The organism is Pseudomonas sp. GW821-FHT03C07, from assembly GCF_059420925.1.
The window spans coordinates 1-23675 of the sequence record NZ_JBWKUQ010000011.1; the positions used below are offsets into that span (position 1 = coordinate 1).

At 59.2% G+C, this 23675-nt stretch carries 16 protein-coding genes and 3 pseudogenes; 9 read left to right on the plus strand and 10 right to left on the minus strand.

The features are described from left to right. The 3 genes and pseudogenes from AC07VG_RS20475 to AC07VG_RS20485 form a co-directional block, all read left to right on the plus strand. Positions 1-369, plus strand: a 369-nt coding sequence (locus tag AC07VG_RS20475) for an ABC transporter permease subunit (RefSeq protein WP_495021772.1), incomplete at its 5' end; no start/stop codon positions are given. Further along, entirely contained in the window at positions 366-1256 is an 891-nt protein-coding gene (locus AC07VG_RS20480; protein ID WP_495021773.1) for an ABC transporter permease subunit, read from the plus strand. The genes AC07VG_RS20475 and AC07VG_RS20480, both read left to right, overlap by 4 nt. Before the next feature lie 233 nt (positions 1257-1489). After that, a pseudogene (locus tag AC07VG_RS20485) lies at positions 1490-1700 on the plus strand (hypothetical protein). Positions 1701-1712: 12 nt separating this feature from the next. Here AC07VG_RS20485 and AC07VG_RS20490 read toward each other — a convergent pair. Beyond that, complete coding sequence (locus AC07VG_RS20490) at positions 1713-2897, minus strand: sugar transporter (protein ID WP_495001941.1); 1185 nt, start codon at positions 2895-2897, stop codon at positions 1713-1715. A gap of 320 nt (positions 2898-3217) precedes the next feature. Next, positions 3218-4738 (minus strand): acetaldehyde dehydrogenase ExaC, encoded by a 1521-nt coding sequence (gene exaC / locus AC07VG_RS20495; RefSeq protein WP_495001942.1) that lies wholly within the window; start codon positions 4736-4738, stop codon positions 3218-3220. Positions 4739-5082: 344 nt separating this feature from the next. Between exaC and AC07VG_RS20500 the strand changes: the two genes are divergently transcribed. Continuing rightward, positions 5083-5748 carry a response regulator gene (locus AC07VG_RS20500; protein ID WP_495001943.1) on the plus strand — a complete coding sequence of 222 codons (666 nt, stop codon included), beginning with the start codon at positions 5083-5085 and terminating at the stop codon, positions 5746-5748. A 17-nt stretch (positions 5749-5765) separates the two neighbouring features. Here AC07VG_RS20500 and nahK read toward each other — a convergent pair whose 3' ends face one another. Both nahK and nosP read right to left on the minus strand, forming a co-directional pair. Further along, complete coding sequence (nahK, locus tag AC07VG_RS20505) at positions 5766-8396, minus strand: hybrid sensor histidine kinase/response regulator NahK/ErcS' (RefSeq protein WP_495001944.1); 2631 nt, start codon at positions 8394-8396, stop codon at positions 5766-5768. Further along, on the minus strand, positions 8326-9489 hold the full coding sequence (gene nosP, locus AC07VG_RS20510; RefSeq protein WP_495001945.1) for a nitric oxide-sensing protein NosP: 1164 nt from the start codon (positions 9487-9489) through the stop codon (positions 8326-8328). Before nosP ends, nahK begins: the two co-directional genes overlap by 71 nt. Before the next feature lie 247 nt (positions 9490-9736). Between nosP and yiaY the strand changes: the two genes are divergently transcribed. Continuing rightward, positions 9737-10885: an L-threonine dehydrogenase gene (gene yiaY, locus AC07VG_RS20515; RefSeq protein ID WP_495001946.1), complete on the plus strand. Its 1149-nt coding sequence runs from the start codon at positions 9737-9739 to the stop codon at positions 10883-10885. A 134-nt stretch (positions 10886-11019) separates the two neighbouring features. On the opposite strand, the gene AC07VG_RS20520 is transcribed toward yiaY, so the two are convergent. From AC07VG_RS20520 to AC07VG_RS20540, 5 genes are all read right to left on the minus strand, one after another. Beyond that, complete coding sequence (locus AC07VG_RS20520) at positions 11020-13956, minus strand: sensor domain-containing phosphodiesterase (protein ID WP_495021774.1); 2937 nt, start codon at positions 13954-13956, stop codon at positions 11020-11022. 155 nt (positions 13957-14111) lie between these two features. Then, positions 14112-14288, minus strand: a complete 177-nt coding sequence (locus AC07VG_RS20525; protein ID WP_495001948.1) for a DUF2474 domain-containing protein — start codon at positions 14286-14288, stop codon at positions 14112-14114. Beyond that, on the minus strand, positions 14275-15291 hold the full coding sequence (gene cydB, locus AC07VG_RS20530; RefSeq protein ID WP_495001949.1) for a cytochrome d ubiquinol oxidase subunit II: 1017 nt from the start codon (positions 15289-15291) through the stop codon (positions 14275-14277). Before cydB ends, AC07VG_RS20525 begins: the two co-directional genes overlap by 14 nt. A gap of 15 nt (positions 15292-15306) precedes the next feature. Continuing rightward, entirely contained in the window at positions 15307-16728 is a 1422-nt protein-coding gene (locus AC07VG_RS20535) for a cytochrome ubiquinol oxidase subunit I (protein ID WP_495001950.1), read from the minus strand. A gap of 93 nt (positions 16729-16821) precedes the next feature. After that, positions 16822-19146, minus strand: coding sequence for an FdhF/YdeP family oxidoreductase (locus AC07VG_RS20540; RefSeq protein WP_495001951.1), 2325 nt, complete (start codon positions 19144-19146; stop codon positions 16822-16824). A gap of 414 nt (positions 19147-19560) precedes the next feature. On the opposite strand from AC07VG_RS20540, the gene moaA reads away from it, so the two are divergent. The 3 genes and pseudogenes from moaA to AC07VG_RS20555 all read left to right on the plus strand — a co-directional run. Continuing rightward, the gene (gene moaA / locus AC07VG_RS20545; protein WP_495001952.1) at positions 19561-20559 is read left to right on the plus strand and encodes a GTP 3',8-cyclase MoaA; all 999 of its coding nucleotides are present in this window, start codon (positions 19561-19563) and stop codon (positions 20557-20559) included. Positions 20560-20597: 38 nt separating this feature from the next. Next, positions 20598-21497 carry a bestrophin family protein gene (locus AC07VG_RS20550; RefSeq protein ID WP_495021775.1) on the plus strand — a complete coding sequence of 300 codons (900 nt, stop codon included), beginning with the start codon at positions 20598-20600 and terminating at the stop codon, positions 21495-21497. 110 nt (positions 21498-21607) lie between these two features. Beyond that, positions 21608-21682: pseudogene (locus AC07VG_RS20555) on the plus strand (cyclic pyranopterin monophosphate synthase MoaC); the annotation flags it as partial. Here the strand turns inward: AC07VG_RS20555 and moaB are convergent. Next, positions 21676-22209 (minus strand): annotated as a pseudogene (gene moaB / locus AC07VG_RS20560) (molybdenum cofactor biosynthesis protein B); the annotation flags it as partial. The pseudogenes AC07VG_RS20555 and moaB sit on opposite strands and share 7 nt — an antisense overlap. A 425-nt stretch (positions 22210-22634) precedes the next feature. On the opposite strand from moaB, the gene AC07VG_RS20565 reads away from it, so the two are divergent. Further along, entirely contained in the window at positions 22635-23531 is an 897-nt protein-coding gene (locus AC07VG_RS20565) for a LysR family transcriptional regulator (protein ID WP_495001954.1), read from the plus strand. Positions 23532-23675: the final 144 nt, after the last annotated feature.

The following is a 23675-nucleotide window of genomic DNA, read 5'->3' on the forward strand; positions in this document are numbered from 1 at the left end:
CTGCCGTTTATGATCCTGCCGCTCTACGCCAACCTGGTGAAACACGATCAGAGCCTGCTGGAAGCGGCCTCGGACCTTGGTTCGAGTACCTTCAACAGTTTCTGGAAGATCACCGTGCCGCTGTCGAAGAACGGCATCATCGCCGGCTGCATGCTGGTGTTTATCCCGGTGGTGGGTGAGTTCGTGATCCCCGAGCTGCTTGGCGGTCCGGAAACCCTGATGATCGGTAAGGTGCTGTGGCAAGAGTTCTTCAATAACCGTGACTGGCCGGTGGCATCGGCGCTTGCCGTGGTGATGCTGGCGATCCTGATTGTGCCGATCATTCTGTTCAACCGTAGTCAGGCCAAAGAAATGGAGGGCAAGGAATGAAGCGCTTCAGTTTTTCCAGCCTGATGCTGGTACTGGGTTTGCTGTTCATCTACCTGCCGATGCTGATCCTGGTGATCTACTCGTTCAACGCCTCGAAGCTGGTGACGGTATGGGGCGGCTGGTCGGTGAAGTGGTACGTGGGCCTGCTGGACAACACCCAACTGATGGGCTCGGTGGCCCGCTCGCTGGAAATCGCCTGCTACACCGCGGTGGCCGCGGTGGCGCTGGGCACCCTGGCGGCGTTTGTCCTGACCCGGGTTACCCGCTTCAAGGGCCGCACGCTGTTCGGCGGCCTGGTGACGGCGCCGTTGGTGATGCCGGAAGTGATCACTGGCCTGTCGCTGTTGCTGCTGTTCGTGGCCATGGCGCAGTTGATCGGCTGGCCGCAGGAACGCGGCATCGTCACCATCTGGATCGCCCACACCACCTTCTGCGCGGCCTATGTGGCGGTGGTGGTGTCGGCGCGCTTGCGCGAGCTGGACCTGTCCATCGAAGAGGCGGCCATGGACCTGGGCGCCAAGCCGTGGAAAGTGTTCTTCCTGATCACCATCCCGATGATCGCGCCATCGCTGGCGGCGGGCGGGATGATGTCCTTCGCCTTGTCCCTGGATGACCTGGTATTGGCCAGCTTCGTTTCCGGGCCGGGTTCGACCACCTTGCCGATGGAAGTGTTCTCGGCGGTGCGCCTGGGCGTGAAGCCGGAGATCAACGCGGTGGCCAGCCTGATTCTGCTGGCGGTGTCGTTGGTGACCTTCCTGGTCTGGTACTTCAGTCGCCAGGCCGAAGAGCGCCGCAAGAAAGCCATCCAGTTGGCCATCGATGAAAGCGCGGCGGACGCCTGGAAACAGCCGGACGTGCGTCGGGCGAAGGTGGCGGAGACCGCGTAGGTCCTAAAAGCTTCGCGGGCAAGCTCCGCTCCCACAGGGGGTCATGGTCGTACACAAAAATCAGGTACGACTCAACCCCCCCTTGTGGGAGCGGAGCTTGCCCGCGAAGAGGCCCTCAAGATCGCCAACAGCTCCATGTACTAGCCAAGGCCCCCTTTTCCCTGAAAATAAATCCCCCCCCTTCTCCCTGTCGTGATAAATAAACTCAACCCCTGACAGTTGAAGCTCTGAAAATGCCAAAGATCAAACCGGCGGCTACCGCGACAACAACCGCCGCGGATATCGAAAGATCGATCCAGGCCCTGAACAAAATGGCTGAACGCCTTTGGGGGGGATGGCAGGGAAGCCGAGGCAAAAGCACTCCTCGATGCCCTCGACGCGTTAAACCGGGCGCTGGACAGGATCCGGATCGGCGAGGGTCGCAGGGTTGTGACGCTCCATTAAAGCAGCCAGGAATCAGCTCCCCGCCCCGACCCGGCCAGCGCGATAAACCGAGAGGCCGTAGAAGGCCAACGCCAGGCCCGCCAACACGCCTCCCACCACGCCGACATAGGCAAACCCGAGTTGCCGCCCCACCCAACTGCCCACCAGTGCCCCACCCCCGATACCGATGTTGTAGATCCCCGAGAACAGCGCCATCGCCACATCGGTTGCGTCCGGTGCCAGCACCAGCACCTTCGACTGCAGCGACAGTCCGAAGCACATGATCGCCATGCCCCAGAACACGCTGAGCGCCCCCAGCGTCGAAACCTCGCCGCTCAACGGCAACAGCAAAGCCAGGCACACCACCAGCAACGACGTGGCAACCAGCAGAAAGCGCTGTGGGTATTGCCGATTGAATCGACTGAACAGCAGCGAGCCGAAAATCCCCGCGCCACCGAACAACAGCAGGATAAGGGTCACCACCTCGCCGCTCATGCCGGCCACGGTTTTGATAAACGGCTCGATATAGCTATAGGCCGTGAACTGAGCCGTGATCACCGCAGCTGTCAGGCCGTAGACCGCCACCAGCGCGGGGCGCTTGAACAGCACCGGCAGGCTTCTCAGGGAGCCCGAGTTCTGGCTCGGCAGCAGTGGCAGGGTTCTGCCAAGCCAAAGCAGCAGCGCGCTCGCCATCAAGGCAATCACCAGAAAGGTAATGCGCCAGCCCATGGCTTCGCCGAGCAATCGGCCCAGCGGAATCCCCAGCACCAAGGCCATGGACGTCCCGGTTGCCAGCAGGCCCAACGCCTGCACCTGCTTGCCCACCGGCGCCACCCGCACCGCGAGGGATGCGGTGATGGACCAGAACAGCGCATGGGACAAGGCGATGCCGATCCGGCTCACCAGCAGGACACCAAAGCTTGCGGCCAGACTGGACAACACATGGCTGACAATGAACAGGCCGAACAGCACCATCAACAGCTTGCGGCGCTCGATGTTTCGGGTGAGCAGCATCACCGGCAGCGACGTCAGGGATACCACCCAGGCATAGATCGTCAACATCAACCCGACCTGTGCGCTCGACAGGTCGAAGCTGTCGCCGATGGCGCTCAACAGGCCGACCGGCACGAACTCAGTGGTATTGAAGACAAAAGCGGCCAACGCCAGCGCAATGACCGGTTGCCAGTTGTCGGTGTTTTCAGTTGCCGGGGTACTCATTTAACAATCCGTTATGCGCTATCAAAGACTAACTGGCTGGTGATTCTGGGCCAGACAGCCGGAAGAAAAGCTGGGCGAGGTGAGATGGATGCTGAAGTTGATCCAATATCAGACAAGCACATCTTACTATTCCAGAAGCAAAACCGGGCGCGGCTCGATTGCGGTCTCCAGCACCTCCAGCAAAGGCGGGGACGGGAACGAAGCACAAGGTCAGGGCTAAAACGCGACGAATTGAGTGAATGGAAAAAACGAACGGTAGGAACGAGCGGGATGCCCGGTTCCTACCGTTTCAAACGTTTGCCGGTGAAGCGCTCACAGTATCAAAAGAAACCCAGCGGATTGATGTCGTAGCTGACCAGCAGGTTTTTGGTCTGCTGGTAGTGGTCGAGCATCATCTTGTGGTTTTCACGGCCGACACCGGACTTTTTGTAGCCACCGAACGCGGCATGCGCCGGGTACAGGTGATAGCAGTTGGTCCACACACGACCGGCCTTGATCGCCCGCCCCATGCGGTAGGCACGGTTGATGTCCCGGGTCCAGAGACCCGCGCCCAGGCCAAACTCGCTGTCGTTGGCAATCGCCAGGGCTTCAGCTTCGTCCTTGAAGGTGGTCACGCCCACGACCGGACCGAAGATCTCCTCCTGGAACACGCGCATTTTGTTGTTGCCTTTGAGCAGCGTCGGCTGAATGTAGTAGCCGCTGGACAGGTCGCCTTCCAGGCGCTCCGCCGCGCCGCCGGTCAACAGCACCGCCCCCTCCGCCTGCGCAATCTTCAGGTACGAAAGAATCTTGTCGTATTGCTGCTCCGAGGCCTGGGCACCGACCATGGTCTCTGTGTCCAGAGGATCGCCACGCTTGATCTGGCTGATCTTCTGCATCACGACCGCCATGAACGCGTCGTAGATCGATTCCTGGATCAAGGCACGCGATGGGCAGGTGCAGACTTCGCCCTGGTTGAAAAACGCCAGCACCAGGCCCTCAGCGGCCTTTTCAATAAACTGTGGCTCGGCCTGCATGATGTCTTCGAAGAAGATATTCGGCGACTTGCCACCCAGCTCCACCGTACTTGGAATGATGTTCTCGGCCGCGCATTTCATGATGTGCGCGCCCACCGGAGTGGAGCCGGTAAAAGCGATCTTGGCGATACGCTTACTGGTGGCCAGAGCCTCACCGGCTTCACGGCCAAAGCCCTGCACAATATTCAAAACCCCCGGCGGCAGCAGGTCGTTGATCAGCTCTGCGAAGATCATGATCGACAGCGGCGTTTGCTCGGCCGGCTTGAGCACCACGCAGTTGCCCGCGGCCAGCGCAGGCGCCAGTTTCCAGGCCGCCATCAGCAGCGGGAAGTTCCACGGGATGATCTGCCCCACCACGCCCAGCGGTTCATGAAAATGGTAAGCCGTGGTCAGCTCGTTGATCTCCGCGGCGCCGCCTTCCTGGGCACGGATGCAACCGGCGAAATAACGGAAATGGTCGGCCGCCAGCGGAACGTCGGCATTCAGGGTTTCGCGCACGGCCTTGCCGTTGTCCCAGGTCTCGGTAACGGCCAACACTTCAAGATTCTGTTCAATGCGGTCGGCAATGTTCAACAGGACCCGCGAACGATCCTGTGCCGAGGTCTTGCCCCAGGCATCAGCCGCCCCATGCGCGGCGTCCAGTGCGAGTTCGATATCAGCGGCAGTGGAACGAGGGAACTGGGCAATTACGTCACCGTTGATCGGTGAGGTATTGGTGAAGTATTCGCCATAGACCGGCGCGATGAACTCACCGCCGATGTAATTGCCGTAGCGCGACTTGAAAGAAACGACAGCGCCTGGGGTTCCGGGGGGTGCGTAAATCATGATTGAGGCCTCTTTTCGGGTCGTTGTCTGTGGGTCGCACACGCGATGAACAGATGTTAGAGAGCCTGCGCCGCCAAACGAATGCGCCCTTGGCAGGGGTCACCTTGTCATTTAGTCGTAGTCGTAATTTGGACCCGCCTGAAAAACCGCAACCGCACAGCGCCTCGTACTTTGGTACGGGTTTACCTGACTATCGTCGCATTCACAAAGCCTGGGCAGTGGCATGTAATGCCGTCATGACAAGAAAGGAAGCGCCCCTGATGCGGCATACCCTGCCGCCTGTCCCTGGACAACAGATACGCCACGCCGCCACACCGCAATCAAAAATAAATAGGTGAAAGGCCATGTACAAAATTCTAATTGCCGATGATCACCCGCTGTTTCGTGAAGCCATCGCCAATGTGATCAGCGACGGTTTTCCGGGCAGCGAAGTGATGGAAACAGCTGACCTGGAGAGCGCGCTGGCGCTGACTCAGAGCCATGACGACCTCGACCTGATTCTGCTCGATCTGAATATGCCTGGCATGCACGGCCTCAATGGCCTGATCAATCTGCGCAACGAGGCGCCCACTATCCCGGTGGTGATTGTCTCCGCCGAACAGGACAAACAGATTGTGCTGCAAGCCATTATGTATGGTGCGGTGGGCTTTATTACCAAGTCTTCGCCACGGGCGCAGATGACCGAAGCCATTGAGCAGATCCTTAACGGCAATGTCTATCTGCCTTCGGACATCATCCACGCACAAAAGACCGCTACCCGGCGCAGCATGAACAGCGCGCCGAGCTTTGCGCCTGAGTTACTGCAGGCCCTGACCCGCAAGCAATTGCTGGTCCTGGAACGGATGACCAAGGGCGACTCGAACAAGCAGATCGCCTACACCCTGGAAATCGCCGAAACCACCGTCAAGGCTCATGTCTCGGCCATCCTGCGCAAACTCAACGTGCATAACCGGGTCCAGGCCATTCTCAGCGCCGGGGATATCGATTTCACCGCCTACCTGCGGCGCTGATTTGCTCAACCTGCCGACTATTTGCCCAGCAGATGGCTGATCGCGGTTTTGAGTTTCATCGGCCGCACCGGTTTGTGCATCAGGGTGTGGCCCAGCTCACGCATTTGCAGCTTCAGTTCATTGCTGTAGTTGGCCGTGATCATCAGCGCTGGCAAGGGTAAGCCACGTCGGGCGTTGATCGCCGCCACGGCATCGACACCGTTCTGCTCATGGTCCAGGTGATAATCGGCAATCAACAGGTCGGCGTCGCAATGATAGTTCTCCACCTGTCGCGCCAAGTCCTGCTCAGACAGCGCGGTGACAACCTGACACCCCCAGCTTTCCAGCAGCGTGCGCATCCCCGCGCAAATCGTTGCATCATTGTCCAGCACCCAGATCCGTGCCCCACGCAACCGTTCGAGCATTGGCTCAGTCATGGGTAACTGGATCTGCGGTTTGGGCGCGCTGAGGGTCAGCGGCACTTCGACAGCGAACATCGAGCCTTTGCCGAGGGTCGAGCGGACCCTGATCTTATGCCCAAGTATTCCGGCGATTTTTTCGACAATTGCCAACCCGAGACCCAACCCGCGATCCTGATGCGGCCGTTGCACGTCGCCACGTTTGAACTCCTGAAAAATTTCCTCCAGCTTGTTTTCGGCAATCCCGATGCCGGTATCCCAGACCTCGATCGACAGGCGCTGGCGATGCCGACGACAACCCAGTACCACGCGGCCAGTGGTGGTGTATCGGATGGCGTTGCTCAGCAGATTGCGCAGAATCCGCGCGAGCAACTGGATATCGCTACGGACCAGCGCCGAGCACGGCACGAACGCCAGGCGCAAGCCCTCGCTGGTGGCCGCTTGCGTGAACTCGACCGCCAGGTTTTCCAGCAGTTCGCTCAGGGCAAACGGCGCGATATCAGCCTTGATCACCCCGGCATCAAGCTTGGAGATGTCGACCAGTGTCCCGAGCAAATTCTCCACGTCTTCCAGCGAGTTACTGACATTACGCACCAGGATTGCGTTGGCCTCCGGTTCGCGACGCTCCAACAAGGCACTGGTAAACAGGCGTGCGGCGTTGAGCGGCTGAAGCAGATCATGGCTCACGGCGGCCAGAAACTTGGTTTTCGACAGGTTGGCCTGCTCGGCTTCGAGCTTGGCTTCACGCAGACGCGACTCTACCCGACTGCGCTCGTCGATCTCGCGCAGCAGTTGGCTGTTCAGGGTGGTCAGCTCGGTGGTGCGTTCACGGACTCGCTGTTCAAGGTTCTGATAAGCCTGGTGCAGCGCTTCAGCGGTACGGCGCCGCTCGGTGATATCGCGGATCAACACAAAAATACCGATCACTTCACCATTGGCCAGGCGATTGGGCACATAGGAGCGAAGCATGTAGCACTGCTGATTGTTGATATTGATTTCGGGGCATTCGAAGGTCACGCTTTCCCCCGCCAGGGCGCGTTCGACATAGCTTTCCAGCCGCTGGTAGTGCTCTTCGCTATGGACCTCGCGCAGACTCTGTCCGAGCATCACGCCACGTGGCCAGCAGTACCACTGTTCGTAGACCTTGTTGGTGAACTCATAGACCAGATCAGCGTTCAGGTAAGCAATCAGCGCTGGGACATGGTCGGTGATCAAGCGAATCCAGCGCTCGCTCTCGCTGAGGGCTTCAGCATGCTGGTAGCGTTCGGTGATGTCCGTGAAGGTGTTGACAAAGCCGCCGGTGGGTAATGGATGCGTGCGAATTTCCAGCACCCGACCGTCGTATAGCCGCTGCTCCCGCTCATGGATCACTCGGCCGTTGGCGTCGCGGCTGGCCGGCGTCAACAGAGCCAATTCGCTGTCAGCGATCACCTCTGAAAAAAGCCTGTGCGCGGCAACCGGAGCCAACCCGCTCAGTTCCAGAAACCGACGATTCCACAGCTCCAGGATACCCTCGGCGTTGACCATCGCGACCCCCTGGGACAGGTTGTCGACGGCCCGTTGCAGCAGGTGCGACTTCTGCGCAACGGCCTGCTCGCGGCGCATGGTTTCGCTGAGTTTGACTTCGGTGATGTCGGTAAACAGGATCACCCGGCCACCCTCGCGAGTCGGCCGCTCGCTGACCTGCAACCAGCGGCCATCATTCAGACGATACAGCAGGTGTTCGTCGGCGCTGTGACGTGGCTCTTCAATAAACAGCCCGGTACTGACCATCAACCGCTTGACCTCCTTCAAGCGCATGCCGCCGATGATCCTTACCCGGCTGTTGGCCCAAAACGCTTTGAAACGGCTGTTGAACAGCACGATGCGCTGGTCCTCATCGAACAGCACGAAGGCATCGGAAATGCTTTCAATGGCATCGACCAGATGTTGATGGGCCGTTTCCGCCCGCAGGCGTGCATCGCTGAGCAGATTATTGCTGGCCTTGAGCTCGGCCATGGCCTGGTTCAACGCATCGGTACGCTCCCTGACCTGCTCGGCCAGGACCACCGAGTGCTGAAAGGCCGCATAGGAGTCATTGCCACACGCGCTACCGGACTCGACCCGCTCAATCAGCGCCGTATTGATCCGCCGCAGCTTTTGATTATCCCGCTGCAGTTGTTCGATCTGCTCAAGCAGCTCAGTGGGAGATGGCGGCACGATTCCGTCCAATGGCGACGCCGGTGAAGGTCTGGTTGATGTGCATGCCATTGAACTGTTCTCCGTAGGTGTTGAAACCTATCACCCGATGCTCGCGCAGGAAGCTGCCGATCTGCTGGACACTGCCATCGTCTTCCAGCTCCAGGCGCCGCAGGAAACAGTCGCAGCCGATAGTCAGCAACAACGAACCCAAGCGCTCCTGCAAGCCGTCGAACAGCGTCTGCAGGTTGGGCAGCAAGGGGCCAGGCGTCATGGCTGTGAGGACGATGCCGTTCTCCACCGCACAGTAAAAGCTCAAGCTCAAGTCAGGATTGACCTGTTGAATGGCTCTGACGTAGTACTGGTCGTTGATACGGACAGCTAACGGGTGGGCGGCAAAAACCTGGTGATTGAGCTCCGCCACGGGTACCCCGATGATCTGCGCGTACTCCGCGGCCGCGGGCTCGGCATTGAGTTCGTAAACCCGGCGCATGCCACTGTCGACACGAGTGACCACCAGCTTTTCCGCACGCGGCAAAATGTGGTGCGTGGTGAACACTTCGAAGTCCAGCCAGGTATTGATCAACAGCACCACGGCCGCGCCGCTGTGGAATTCGCCGCCGAAGTACACATGGGTATGGGTCAGGTAGTTATCGTCTCCGGCAGAACCGCCAAAGTGCGGGATATCGCCCAAGGCTGCGCTCAGCGCCCCCAGGACCATTTCCTCGCGGCTGGACAGGCCGTCAAGTAGCGTCAGGGCGAAACTGTTGCCCTTGATCGGCGCCAGGGTGTTGCTGCGACAACCGCCGACCAGTCGCTCGACCATTTGCTGGGCGTCGATCAGGCTGAAACGCTCCAATTCGTCGATCAGCTCGGCGGCAATGGAGAAATGCCGATGATCAAAACCCACGGCGGTCACGCAGCCCCGGCCATAGCCCTCAGGGGTGATTTCCCCGGCGCTGGTACAGCCCACCACGCGAATTCCGCCAAAGCTCTGCTGCAATGCCGAGCCCAAGGCTCGCAAATCGTATTCGACCGAACAAAAGAACAGCACAAAACCCAAGTGCGGGTGCAATAGCTGCCGCGCCAGCTCCTGTGCCACCTCTTGCGCCTCGGTTGCCATCGACATCGCGCTGACTACGCCATCGGTTTGGGTGTGTTGCATGGCCGCCTCCCGCAAAGTGCGCTGTCTGATTGCTCAGTCTACGAAGACTGGACCCGGGTCCGTATGCTACTTGGGTAGGGGGTAACCACGCCGATAGGATGAAACCGTGTGCCACTACGACTAAAGACCCCCATCGCGCGGACTAAAGGACCATTTAACCGTCACGCCCTCGCTCCTAGGATGAGTCCATCTTGATGAGTGCACCACCGGCCGTTCGGGCCAATAATCACAATAACGAGGGCTAGTCATGAGCAGCACGTTCTTCATTCCGTCCGTAAACATGATGGGCATCGGCAGTCTCGATGAAGCCATGGTCGCCATTCGCAAATATGGCTTGCGTCACGCCCTTATCGTGACCGACGCCGGGCTGGCAAAGGCCGGAGTCGCCGACAAGGTCGCCCAGCTGCTGGCGGCGCAGGACATCCAGGCGACAGTATTCGATGGGGCCAAGCCGAATCCGACCGTGAGCAACGTCGAAAACGGTCTGGAGCAACTCAAGCTCAGCGGTGCCGATTTCATCATCTCCCTCGGCGGCGGCTCGCCCCATGACTGCGCCAAGGGCATTGCCTTGTGTGCCACCAATGGCGGGCATATCAGTGACTACGAAGGCGTCGATCAGTCCGCCAAGCCACAAATGCCGCTGATTGCCATCAATACCACGGCGGGCACCGCCAGCGAGATGACCCGTTTCTGCATCATCACCGACGAAACCCGCCACGTAAAAATGGCCATCGTCGACCGTAACGTGACGCCACTGCTGTCGGTCAACGATCCCTCATTGATGGCCGCCATGCCCAAAGGCCTGACCGCCGCCACCGGCATGGACGCTTTGACCCACGCCATCGAAGCCTACGTTTCAACCGCGGCCACGCCGATCACCGATGCCTGCGCGCTCAAGGCCGTGGAATTGATCTCCGCCAACCTGCGCAACGCGGTCGCCAACGGCGGCGACATGCCGGCGCGGGAAAATATGGCCTATGCACAGTTCCTCGCCGGGATGGCGTTCAACAACGCCTCCCTGGGCTACGTGCACGCCATGGCCCACCAACTGGGTGGTTTCTATGACCTGCCACACGGTGTCTGCAACGCGATACTGCTGCCGCACGTCGAGAGCTTCAACGCCAGCGTCTGCCCGGCTCGCCTGAGCGACATCGCCAGGGCGATGGGCCTGGATACCCAACATCTTGACCCCGAACAAGGCGCGGCGGCGGCCATTGCCGGCATCCGTAAATTGTCTTTGGATGTCGGTATTCCAGGCGGTCTGGCCGAATTGGCGGTCAAGGTAGAGGACATTCCAACACTGGCAGCCAACGCCATGAAAGATGCCTGCGGCTTCACCAACCCCCGGACTGCGGAACAGGCGCAAATCGAAGAGATTTTCCACGCCGCAATGTGATTGCAAGGCGATGAACGCCAGGCGCCCGAACGGGTTCCTGGCGTTCGAGTTCGACTCCGAGTTCTTTCGAAGACAAGCGTTGGCACCTGGCCGCTGCAAGCCTGTCCTTGTAAAACATGCCAAACATCGACGCGCTAGCGAACGGGTGTAGCCCCCCTGCCCCAGCCAGGAACCGACCCGTCGCCAGAGAAACACCCCATCAACGCCTCCAACCCCATCGGCCTGGCAAAATAATACCCCTGGGCCTGCCCCGCGCCCATTTCGCGCAGCAACTCAAGCGTCGCGGCGTCCTCGACCCCTTCGGCCACCACGCTCAGGTCCAGGGACTCGGCCATCCGCACAATCGCCCGGACAATCGCGCGGCTGCGGGCACTGCTGGTCAGTTCGAGGATGAACGACTTGTCGATCTTCAAGCCGCTGAAACGGTATTGATGCACGTAGCTCAGGGATGAAAACCCCGCACCGAAGTCATCGAGCACCACCGACATGCCGTTGTCGGCCAGTTGCTGCATGGTTCGTCGAGCCATCGCCGGCTCAGCCACCAGGGCACCTTCGGTCAGTTCCAGGCAGATCCGCGACGGCGAGACCTGGTGCCGCGCCAGCAATGCAAGCACATCGCTGGCGAAGTCCGGGCGCGTCATGCTGTAGCTGGAGCAATTGACGTGCACCGGCGGCCAGTTGGCGTGCTGCGGTTGGGCCAGGATCACGGCAATGCTGGTCAGCATGTACAGGTCCAGTCGACCGATCAGGCGCAAGCCCTCGAAGTCCGGCAGGAACTCGCCCGGCGCGATCACCCGGCCGCCCGGCTGATGCCAGCGGACCAGCGCTTCCAGGGCCAGCAGTTCGCCGCTTTCGACGCTGACAATCGGCTGGAAATACGGTAGCAGTTCGTCGCTGCGCTTGAGGGCGTTGCGCAAGGCCCCTTCACGCTCGACCTGGTCCGAAACTTCGCGGCGCACTTCCTGGTTGAACACCGCGTAGCTGTCGCGCCCGGCGCTCTTGACCCGGTACATCGCCGCATCGGCATCGCGCAGCAGGTCGGCCGGCTCGTGATGGAACTGGCTGTCGGCGCTGACAATACCGATGCTGCAGGACGAAAAAACTTCATGGCCATTGATGAAGAACGGCAGGTCAAACGCCACCAGGATCCGCTCGGCAATGTCGATCACCACGTCCGGTGGTGCCTCGGGAGCGAGCACCGAAAACTCATCACCGCCCAGACGCGCCAGCATGTCGGTGTCGCGCAGGCAACCGCGCAAACGGTCGGCGGCCTGCATCAGCAGCAGGTCGCCAAAATGATGGCCGAGGCTGTCATTGACCATCTTGAAGCGGTCGAGGTCGATGAACATCACCGCCAGGTGCCCGCTTTCGCTCTCGAATCGCGACCAGGCCTGGTTGAGGCGCTGTTGCAGGCAGGTACGGTTCGCTAGCCCGGTCAGCGTATCGTGGGAGTTTTCGTGTTGCAGCTTGGCATTGGCATGATCGAGTTCGCGGGTGCGGTTCTGCACCCGGGCTTCCAGCATAAGGTTGGCGGCGTGGATCGCTTCGGCGGCCGTGCGGCGCGACAGCGCTGTGTCGATGTGCCGCGACACGAACGTCAGCAGTTCCTGGTCACGCAGGGTGTAGCACACCTGCGAGGTGTAGCTTTGCACGGCAAGCACGCCCCGCACCACATCGCCATCGAACAAGGGAATGCCCAGCCAGGAATAGCATCGGACAGACTCATGGGCCCCTTCGGTTTCGCCGCTCGCCGACAATCGCTCGGACTCAGTGGCGTCGATCAGGCACGCTCGACGCTGGCGGATAACGTACTCGGTCAAGCCCCGGCGCCCGCGCCGTGCCGTCGGGCAGGTGGTCTGTCGCTCATCGACATAGTACGGAAAGGTCACTTCGCCGCTGGCATCGTCAAACAGCGCAATGTAGAAGTTCCGCGCGAACAACAGTTCGCCGACGATGCCATGCAGGGTTTGAAACAACTCGGCCATGTCGCCAGGCTGGCTCGACAGTTCGGCAATCTGGAACAAGGCGCTCTGCAGATGTTCGGCACGCTCCCGGTCGAGCACCTCCTGCCTCAAGGCATCGTTGAGTGCCGAAAGCTCCAGGGTACGACGCAGCACCGTCTCTTCCAGGCCCGCCCGGTGCAGGATCCGGTCCAACGCCATGGCCACGTGGCGGGCCACCACCAGAAACAGCGCACGGTCTTCAGCGCTGTAGATACGGGCAACGTCGTAGACCTGCATCGCCAGCATGCCAAACACCTCATCCGAGGCATTTTTCAACGGGGCGCCCATCCAGAACTCGGGACGCTCACCCACGCAGTGGAAACTGCCCCAGGCCTGGGCCGCGAGAATGCCGGCGGCGTCGATCAGCAGCGGCTGGCCGGAGGTCAACACCTGGCCGGTCAAGGACAGGTGCGCGGGGTCGAGGTATTCGTAGTTCTCGGCCTCGAGGGCATCCACGTCGATAATGTCGACGTAGTACGGGTAATCGATCTTGCCACTGAGCGGGTCATACAGCGCGAGGTAGAAGTTCTCGGCGTCGATCAGACTGGCCAGCAGCTGGTGAACCCCCACCAGAAACACCGAGCGGTCGCGGGTCGAACTGGCCAGGTAGGTAATCTCATACAGCACACGCTGAGTGATCTGCGCACGGGCCAGGGTATTGGTCTGTACCTCAATGCCCAGGCACTGGGCAAACTCGGCGAGCGCCGGTTCCTCGGCATCCTTGACGGGCGCGAGCAGCCAACCCAGCACGCTTTCGCCTTTGCCGGTCGGCCAGCGATGCAATTGGTGGGTCAGGCAAAAGGCGTCAAACGCCTCATGGGCAACGCTTGCGGGCCACTGCAGCAACGGGTCGCCCTGCCCGACCCGATGCATCTGTTCTCCGGCGCGGTAAACCACCCAGGCGCGGGTATGGGCCCAGTTGCGCGCTGAGTCCAGCAAGTGTTCGATCCTGTCCTCGTTGCCAACGTAGGCCATGCCAACCGTATCCGCTGTCCCTTGCAGTTGAGAGACGGCAACATCGCAATCGTTCGATTGCCGCGGGGAGTCGCTCAATGGACGAACACTCATCAGCGCTCCCTGGGCCAGAAATTGAAGATACTCAATGACTGATTACTAGCAATGTGCCTCCTAAGTAAAGCCTATAACGTTTTTTTCAAACATTTATTCGGCTTTACGTCATCCAACGGATTTTCCATCCTCCCGTTGCCGGCGTACCAAGCCAATCAATGATTGGTCATTCCGGCCAGGTGCATCATGAATCGGAACAGGCTGGCCACCACTCCCAGGGCAAGCACGCTGCCGAACCAAATGGCGATCAACCAAAGCACCCGTCGAGACCAAGGGGCTGCTTCGTTTTCCGCGGCCGAAACTTCAGTGTTTTCGCTATCAATGGTAGCCATCGCCGATCCTCACTTTGCCGCGGAACACGTAGTAGCTCCAGCAGGTGTACATCAGGATGATCGGCAGGATGAACAGTGTGCCAATCAAGATGAACAACTGGCTTGTAGGGGGCGAAGCCGCCTCCCACAGGCTGATGGACGGTGGAACGATGTTCGGCCAGATACTGAACGCCAATCCGATGTAGCCCAGGAACACCAGCACCAGGGTGCACACAAAGGGCCAATGAGAATGATACTGGCGTAACGTGCGAAGCAAGCCGAACAGCGCCAGCACACCCAGGACCAACAACCCGCCAAACACCACGATATGCGCGTGGGTAAACCAACGTGTCGCAATCTCGGGATGCAGCCATGGCGTCCACACGCAGAGCACTGCGACGATCGCCGTCAGCACGAACGCCAGCGGCCGTGTGTAGTGACGCATGCGTGACTCCAGCATCCCTTCGGTCTTGACCAGCAACCAGGTACTGCCGAGCAATGCGTAAGCGACAATCAGCCCAACCCCACAGAACAGCGGGAACGGTGCCAGCCAATCCAGGGTGCCACCGGCGAACTGCCGATTGACTACTGGAATCCCCGCGATGTACGCGCCGATCACGATGCCTTGGGAAAATGTCGCCAGCACAGAGCCGCCGATAAAGGCCATGTCCCAGATATGACGTTTTTCAGGACTGGCCTTGAACCGGAACTCAAACGCCACACCGCGAAAGATCAACCCGGCCAGCATGAAAATCAGCGGCAGGTACAACGCCTCCAGAATCACCGAGTAAGCCAGTGGAAACGCGCCGTAAAGCGCCGCCCCACCGAGGATCAGCCAGGTTTCATTACCGTCCCATACTGGCGCGACGGTGTTCATCATCACATCGCGCTCCTGCGCATCCGGAATCAGCGGAAACAGGATGCCCAACCCCAGGTCAAACCCATCCATGATCACGTACATCATCACCCCGAAGGCAATGATGACGCCCCAGATCAACGACAAATCGATGCCTTGAATACCCATGTTCAATCCCCTTGTTCAGTTGACGTGATCGCTGGACGCGAGCGTCTCGGCGACGGCGGACAAGGGGCGGCGTGGCGTGCGCTCCTGGCCAGGACCACCTTGCGGTGAGTGCTCGTGATGCGGTTGGGGGCCCTTGCGTACCAGTTTCATCATGTAACCGATGCCCACCGCGAACACCGAGAAGTAGATCAACACAAACAACGCCAGCGAAATGCTCAGTTGCGTGACGGTGTGATTGGATGCCGCATCGGCAGTGCGCAACAGCCCGTAGACCACCCACGGCTGACGACCCACTTCGGTAGTGATCCAACCGGCCAGCATCGCGATCAGACCGGTCGGGCCCATGAACAACACCAGGCGCAGGAACATCCGATTGCGGTACAGCGCGCCATGACGGCGTAACGCGAGACCCAACACCCCTGTGAGGATCATCAACATGCCCAGCCCGGCCATGATCCGGAAGCTGAAGAAAATGATCGTCGCGTTGGGACGGTCCTCCTTGGAGAAACTCTTGAGCGCAGGGATCTGCTTATCCAGGCTGTGGGTCAGGATCAGGCTGCCCAGGTAAGGGATTTCGATGGCGTAGCGAGTCTTCTCGGCCTCCATGTCCGGGATCCCAAACAACACCAGCGGCGTCGGCTCGTTACCGATGTTTTCCCAGTGCCCTTCCATGGCGGCTATTTTTGCCGGTTGATGCTCCAGGGTGTTCAGACCATGGGCATCACCGACCACCGCCTGGATCGGCGCCACGATCAACGCCATCCACAACGCCATCGAGAGCATCTTGCGTACGTGTGGCGTGTCGTTTTTACGCAGCAGATGCCAGGCCGCCGACGACCCGACAAAGAACGCCGTGGCCACAAACGCGGCGATAGCCATGTGTGCCAGGCGGAACGGGAATGACGGATTGAAGACGATGGCCAGCCAGTCCATCGGCATGATCCGCCCATCGACGATCGAGAACCCCTGTGGCGTCTGCATCCAGCTGTTGGACGCCAGGATCCAGAAGGTCGAGATCAACGTACCGAAGGCGACCATCACCGTGGCAAAGAAATGCAGCCCTCGCCCTACCCGGTTCCAGCCGAACAGCATGACCCCGAGAAAGCCAGCTTCAAGGAAGAATGCCGTCAACACCTCATACGTGAGCAACGGCCCGGTGATACTCCCGGCGAAGTCAGAGAAACGGCTCCAATTAGTGCCGAACTCGTAGGCCATGACCAGCCCGGAGACCACGCCCATGCCGAAGTTGACGGCAAAAATCTTCGACCAGAAGTGATACAGGTCCTTGTACACCGCGTTGTTGCTTTTCAGCCACAGGCCTTCGAGCACCGCCAGGAAACTGGCCAGCCCGATGGTGATGGCGGGAAATATGATGTGAAACGAGACCGTAAACGCGAATTGAATGCGCGCCAGGTCCAGTGCCCCCGAATTTAACATGCCGATACCCTCAGAGTGTTGCGCGGCTCGCAGCGAACAGATGCCCAATGATCAGAAAAAAACCAGGCGACGATCACGCCGCCCCGGCCCGGTTCAAGCACCAAAGGACTGGATCAGGTTGCTGACCGGTGCCGGTTCAAGGCGAATCGCGATGAACTTCGAGGTCGGCGTAAAGGTACGGTCGCCGTAGCTTTCCAGCGGTACGAGTGGGTTGGTTTCCGGGTAATAGGCCGCGGCCTGGCCCGCTGGAATGTCGTAGGCAATCAAGGTAAAACCACTGACTCGGCGCTCGCGGCCATCGCCCCACAGCGAAACCATGTCGACCTTTTGCCCCGGCTCGTAACCGAGTTTGCGAATGTCCAGCTCATTGACGAACACCACCTCGCGCATGCCGTAGACACCGCGATAACGGTCATCAAGCCCATACAACGTGGTGTTGTACTGATCGTGGGAGCGCATGGTTTGCAGGATCAGGTCCGGTTTCACGTCCAGGTTGCGCACGCCTTCACTGACCAGGTGTGCCGGCAACACGCTCGGGGCAAATTGCGCTTTGCCGGTGCTGGTTTTCCAGATGCGCTGGGCAGCGTTGTTGCCCAGGTGAAAGCCGCCGGGGTGCAGCAGTTTTTTATTGAAGTCCTTGAAGCCGGGAATGGTGTCGGCAATCAGGTCGCGGATGCGACTGTAATCGGCAACCGCCCACAACCAGTCGATCGGGTGTTTGCCCAGCGTTGCGTTGGCAATCCCGGCAATGATCGCCGGCTCCGAACGCATCAACGGCGATTTGGGTTTCAGTTGGCCGTGGGAAATGTGCACCATGCTGAAGGTGTCTTCCACCGTCACACCTTGTGGCCCTTGTTCCTGCATATCGATGTCGGTACGCCCCAGGCACGGCAAAATCAGGGCCTCACGACCGGTGACCAAATGGCTGCGATTGAGCTTGGTGGCGATGTGCACGGTCAGCTCGCAGTTGCGCAAGGCGTCGTGGGTACGCGGACTGTCGGGCGTCGCTTGGGCGAAGTTACCACCCAGGCCGATGAACACTTTCGAACGCCCCTCTTCCATCGCCGCAATCGCCATCACCGTGTTGTGGCCGTGACGACGCGAAAGCTTGAAGTTAAAGCGCGCTTCCAGTGCGTCAATCAACTCCGCCGGAGCCAGTTCGTTGATGCCCATGGTGCGGTCGCCCTGCACGTTACTGTGCCCGCGCACCGGTGACAGCCCTGCCCCCGGCCGGCCGATATTGCCGCGCAATAGCTGCACGTTGATGATTTCCTGCACGGTCACGACGGAGTGAGTGTGCTGGGTCACGCCCATCGCCCAACACATGATTACCCGCTTGGCGCGACGGTACATCCGCGCGGCGAGTTCGATGTCCTCCAGCGTCAGGCCAGACTGTTCAACGATGTGCTCCCACGACGTGGCATCAAGCTCCGCCAGGTAAGCGTCCAGGCCTGAGGTGTGCTCGGCGATAAACGCGCGGTCGAACACGGCCTCGCCATTGTTCAGCAGCGCTTCACGCTCCCACTGCAACAGAAACTTGGCGATGCCGCGAAACGCCGCCATGTCGCCGCCCAGCGCCGGACGAAAGTAGGCAGACGAGGTCGGCTCAGACCCATTGGTAAGCATTTCCAGCGGATGCTGCGGGTGCTGGAAGCGCTCCAGGCCTCGCTCTTTCAGGGGGTTGAAACAGATCACCTGCGCGCCCCGCTTCACCGCTTCGCGCAGTGGCTCAAGCATCCGCGGGTGGTTGGTGCCAGGGTTCTGGCCGATGACAAAAATTGCGTCGGCTTCTTCCAGGTCATCGAACGTCACCGTGCCTTTGCCGACGCCAACGCTGTCGTCCATGCCCAGGCCACTCGCTTCGTGGCACATGTTCGAGCAGTCAGGGAAGTTATTGGTGCCGTAGGCGCGAACAAACAGCTGATAAAGGTAAGCGGCTTCGTTGCTGGCCCGACCGGAGGTATAGAACTCGGCCTGATCGGGCGAGGTCAGTCTGTTCAGGTGTTTGGCGATCAAGGCAAAGGCATCGTCCCAACTGGTTTCGACATAACGATCAAGCGCAGCGTCATAGCGCATCGGATGAGTCAGGCGCCCTTGGTATTCAAGCCAATAGTCACTTTGCGCCGCAAGCGACGACACGGTGTATTTGTTGAAAAACGCCGGGTTGACCAGCCGTCCGGTGGCTTCCCAGTTGACCGCTTTGGCGCCGTTCTCGCAGAACTTGACCATGCCGCTTTCCGGCGACTCGCCCCAGGCACAACCCGGGCAGTCAAAACCGCCATTCTGGTTGGTCTTGAGCATCGCTCGAATATTCTTGAGCGCGTTTTCACTGCCCAGCCAGTTCCTGGTGACCGCAATCAGCGCCCCCCAGCCGGCGGCCGCCCCCTTGTACGGTTTATAACGTTCAACTTCATTCATGGTACTTCTCCAAGACTTTGCACGCAGGCGACGGCCTGACTTAACGTCATTGTTAACAGCTGTATGGAGGCGTCTATCAATGCGTCGGTATTTAACGTCAGCGCCAAACTTATTTAGGCCGAGCCACTGAATGGGCCCAATTCAAGATTACGAACCCAGCCTATTAGGTGCATGGCACACCTGTCCAATCACTCTTAACGACTGACTCATCGAACCCCTCTATCAAAACAAAAAACCCATAAAATCAATAAAATACTGATTTACAACCCTCTTAAAAAAAGCGAATTACGGCTCAATAGATTTGCTCGATCAGCCGGTTGTTAATAGTGATTAGACGACGACTAAAAACAACTTTAGCCTTGATTCAATAAGGCCCTTATATAACAGTGGACCTGCCCGCCGCTGGAGGCTGTGATGACCGATCGTATATTGATGGACCGTTTTTCTCGCCGGGTCGACTACCTCAGAATGTCGGTCACCGACCGGTGCGATTTCCGTTGTGTTTATTGCATGGCCGAAGACATGGAGTTCTTGCCGCGCCAACGCATCCTGACGCTGGAAGAGCTCTATCAATTGGCTGAGCGCTTTGTCGCCCTGGGCACTCGAAAGATCCGTCTGACCGGTGGCGAGCCGTTGATTCGCCCAGGCGTGGTCGACCTTTGCAAGCGCATCGCGGCGCTGCCAGGTCTACGCGAGTTATGCATGACCACCAACGGTTCGCAGCTCGGCAAATTGGCGGTACCGCTGTTTGATGCGGGGCTCAAGCGCCTGAATATCAGCCTCGACAGCCTCGACGCCGAGCGTTTCCGCGAACTGACGCGCAGCGGTGATCTGGTCAAGGTCATCGCCGGCATCGACGCCGCCAATGCCGCCGGTTTTCAACACACCAAACTCAACTGCGTCGTCATGAAAGACCGCAACGATCATGAGATTAACGACCTCGTGGCATTCGCAATTGATCGCGGCTTGGACATTGCCTTCATCGAAGAGATGCCGCTGGGTGTCATCCGCGAGCACAGCCGTGCTGAAACGTTCTATTCCAGCGCGCAAGTGCGTGAACGAATTGCCGAACGCTACACCCTTATCGACTCCGCGGAATCGACCCAGGGCCCTTCGCGCTATTGGCGCCTGGCGGAGGCGCCACACATTCGCCTGGGATTCATCTCGCCCCATAGCCATAACTTCTGCGGGACATGCAATCGCGTTCGGCTGACCGTTGAGGGCCGCCTCCTGCTGTGCCTGGGCAATGAGCATTCCCTCGACTTGAAGGACGTGCTTCGCCGCTACCCAGGCGAGCCGCAGCGGTTGGAGCAGGCGATTACCGAAGCGATGAAAATCAAGCCGTACCGACACAACTTCGAACTCAATGACGAGGTGCAAGTTGTCCGTTTCATGAACATGACCGGCGGATAACCTGCCCGGTCTCATTATTATGCATAAGGTTGTTTTCCATGATCGTCAGAGCCAAACCCAACCTGATCAATGTGTTGATTTCACTCAAGGGTTCTGTGGCCAAACGGATTGCGTTGCGAAGCCTGCTGGTGACACTACTGGCCTCGGCGATTGTGCTGGTCGAAACCCTCCACCCGGCGTACTTCTCGAAGGTCAATGCCACGCCCTTCACGCTGCTGGGCTTGTCGCTCTCGATCTTCATGAGTTTTCGCAACAACGCCTGTTACGACCGCTGGTACGAAGGGCGCAAGGCGCTCGGGGCGATGGTGATGGATATACGCGGGATGATTCGGGAAACCCAAGTCATCAAGGACCCCCGACAACGCAGCAAGATCTTGCGCAACCTCTGCGGATTCGCCCATGCGCTTAACGCCAAGCTTCGCCAAGAAGACGAACTGAGCGTGGCCGAGCCCTGGCTGGACAGTTTGCCCTCTTTCAACGCACCGAATATCCCGGAAAGTATTCTGCGCCGAGTCAGCCAACAGTGCTCGACACTCGCCGAATCAGCCGACCTCAGTGAATGGCGTTATATGTTGATGGCCAAACACTTGAGCAACCTGACCACCACACAGACGATTTGCGAGCGAATCAAAAGCACGCCGCTGCCCTTCCCCTACACACTCTTGTTGCACCGAACGAGTTACATGTTCTGCATCTTGCTGCCCTTCGCAATGGCCGAGCCACTGGGTTGGCTGACGCCCGTTTTCACCGCGATCGTGAGTTACACGTTTTTCGGCTTGGACGCGATTGGCGACGAACTGGAGGACCCTTTTGGCCACGACGAAAACGACCTGCCGACCAATGCCATCGTGCGCAACATCGAACGTGAAGTACTGGATGCCACCGGCGCCACAGAACTGCCTCCTGTACTCCAGCCCGTCGACTTTGTACTGAACTGATCCGAGGACCACCATGAACGCATTCGAACAACCCTGACGCACCTGGACGCCGAAGGCGGGGCCAACATGGTCGACGTCACGGATAAAGACCCGAGCAACCGTGAGAACTGGCGGCGAGCGTGGCAGCGCTGACGATCTATGACATGTGCAAAGCCGTCGACCGGGGAATGATCATTGAGCGCGTCCCGCAGAGGGGTACCGACTTGAGGTGTGGCACGAAATTGCACGGCCTGTGGCGCGCATCCAGTTGCTCGGCGAGGATGCCTTCCCACGCGGTCCGGCAGGCACCGGTCGAACCTGGCAAGCAGCACACCAGCGTACCGTTGGCCAGCCCGGCCAAGGCACGACTCTGTACCGTGGACGTGCCGATATCGAGAATGGAAATCGCCCGGAACAACTCACCAAAACCATCGATTTGCTTATCCAGCAAACAGCTCACCGCCTCGGGCGTGCTGTCGCGACCTGTGAAGCCGGTGCCCCCGGTAATCAACACCACCTGAATCTGCTCGTCGGCGATCCAGGCCGCGACCTGGGCGCGGATTTTATACAGATCATCTTTGAGCAGGTTGCGCTCACCCAGGCTGTGCCCCGCTTCCAGCAACCGACTGACGAGCAATTGCCCAGAGCTGTCGTTGGCATATTCCCGGGTATCACTGACGGTCAATACTGCAATATTCAAGGGTACAAACAATGCATCCGATTTCACGCTCATGTCATTCTCCGGCAGGCCATCATCAAAACAATTGCCAGAGGCTAAGGCGCCCAAACGATGACTGTCTAATCGTTACGGCTGACCGGGTTATCGAGTGCCTCTATCAATGATTTTTCCTCCCCCCATTGCTCCGCTGATTGAGTCAATCGATCACCCATTCAACGCTTGTGATTGGACACACAGAGCGGACAATGAGATCGTCTGTTCACCCCATTCACCGCGTTTTAATCATGACACTGGCCTGCTCATCTGACATTTCATCCAGCCCCTGCTCGGTACTTCCACGGGCAGACCGGCCATCGGCGTCCATCGAATAGCGCCCACGGCGTTGCTTCAAAGGCTCGGACCAGGATTGCCAAAACAATCCACGTGCTCGGGACACCGGTGTCAATACTGACCTCTTTCACTCCTCAGCAGGTGCCATCGTGGACATCAAGCAACTCAAATTCCTGATCGCGCTGGAGCAGACTCGACACTTCGGGCAGGCTGCCGCGCGCTGCCACATTACCCAGCCGACGCTGTCCATGCGCTTGCGCAATCTTGAGGATGAACTGGGCCTGGAACTGGTCACTCGAGGCCAGCGCTTCGAAGGGTTCACCCAGGCCGGTGAACGCGTGCTGGCCTGGGCCAGAACCTTGCTCGCCGCCCATGACGGATTATTCGCCGAAGCCGCTGCCTGTCGCGGTCAGTTGGTCGGCAACTTGCGCCTGGGCCTGGTGCCGCTCAGCGGCTTCAATCCGATCAGCTACATCCAGGGCCTGTCCCAGACCTTCCCGGAACTCAAGTTCAGTTTGTCCTCCATGAGTTCGGACCAGATCATCGAAGCATTGGGCACTAATCGACTGGACCTGGGCGTGTGTTATCTCGACCACGTAAACCCCAATTACCTGGAGTTTTTCGAACTGGGCGAGACCCGCGTCGGCCTGCTTTACGACACCCGCCACTTCCATTTCGAAGGCACGGAAATGAGTTGGGAAGACGCCGCCGAACTGCCCTTGGGGATGATCAGCAATGGCATGCACTACCGAAAGTCCATTGACCTGAGCTTCCGCAGTCGCGGCCTCGACCCCCAGCCAATACTCGAAAGCGATTCGACGTATCAATTGTTCCAGGCGATCCACGAAGGTTTTTGCTGTTCGATCATGCCGCTGGACAGTGGTCTGGAGAACCCGATCGAAAACCTGGCTTTTATCAACCTGCCGGATGCCAGCGTACTTGCGCCCCTGGGCCTGGTGATGCGCAAAACCGAACCGCGCTCAGCCATCGCCGAAAAGTGTTTTGCTGAAGCCAAAAAACTGTATGCCGCCAAGAGCTCGATCTAACGGGGTGCAGGTTTGTTCATGAATTGCCGAGTCGAACAATTCAGAACGTTTTCACCCAGTTTAGTTTGAAAGCGCCTCCTGGTGGAGGCGCCTTGAACCACGTCTCCGGCTTTGGAAAGTGCGTCTCAAAGCCCTGATGCTGCT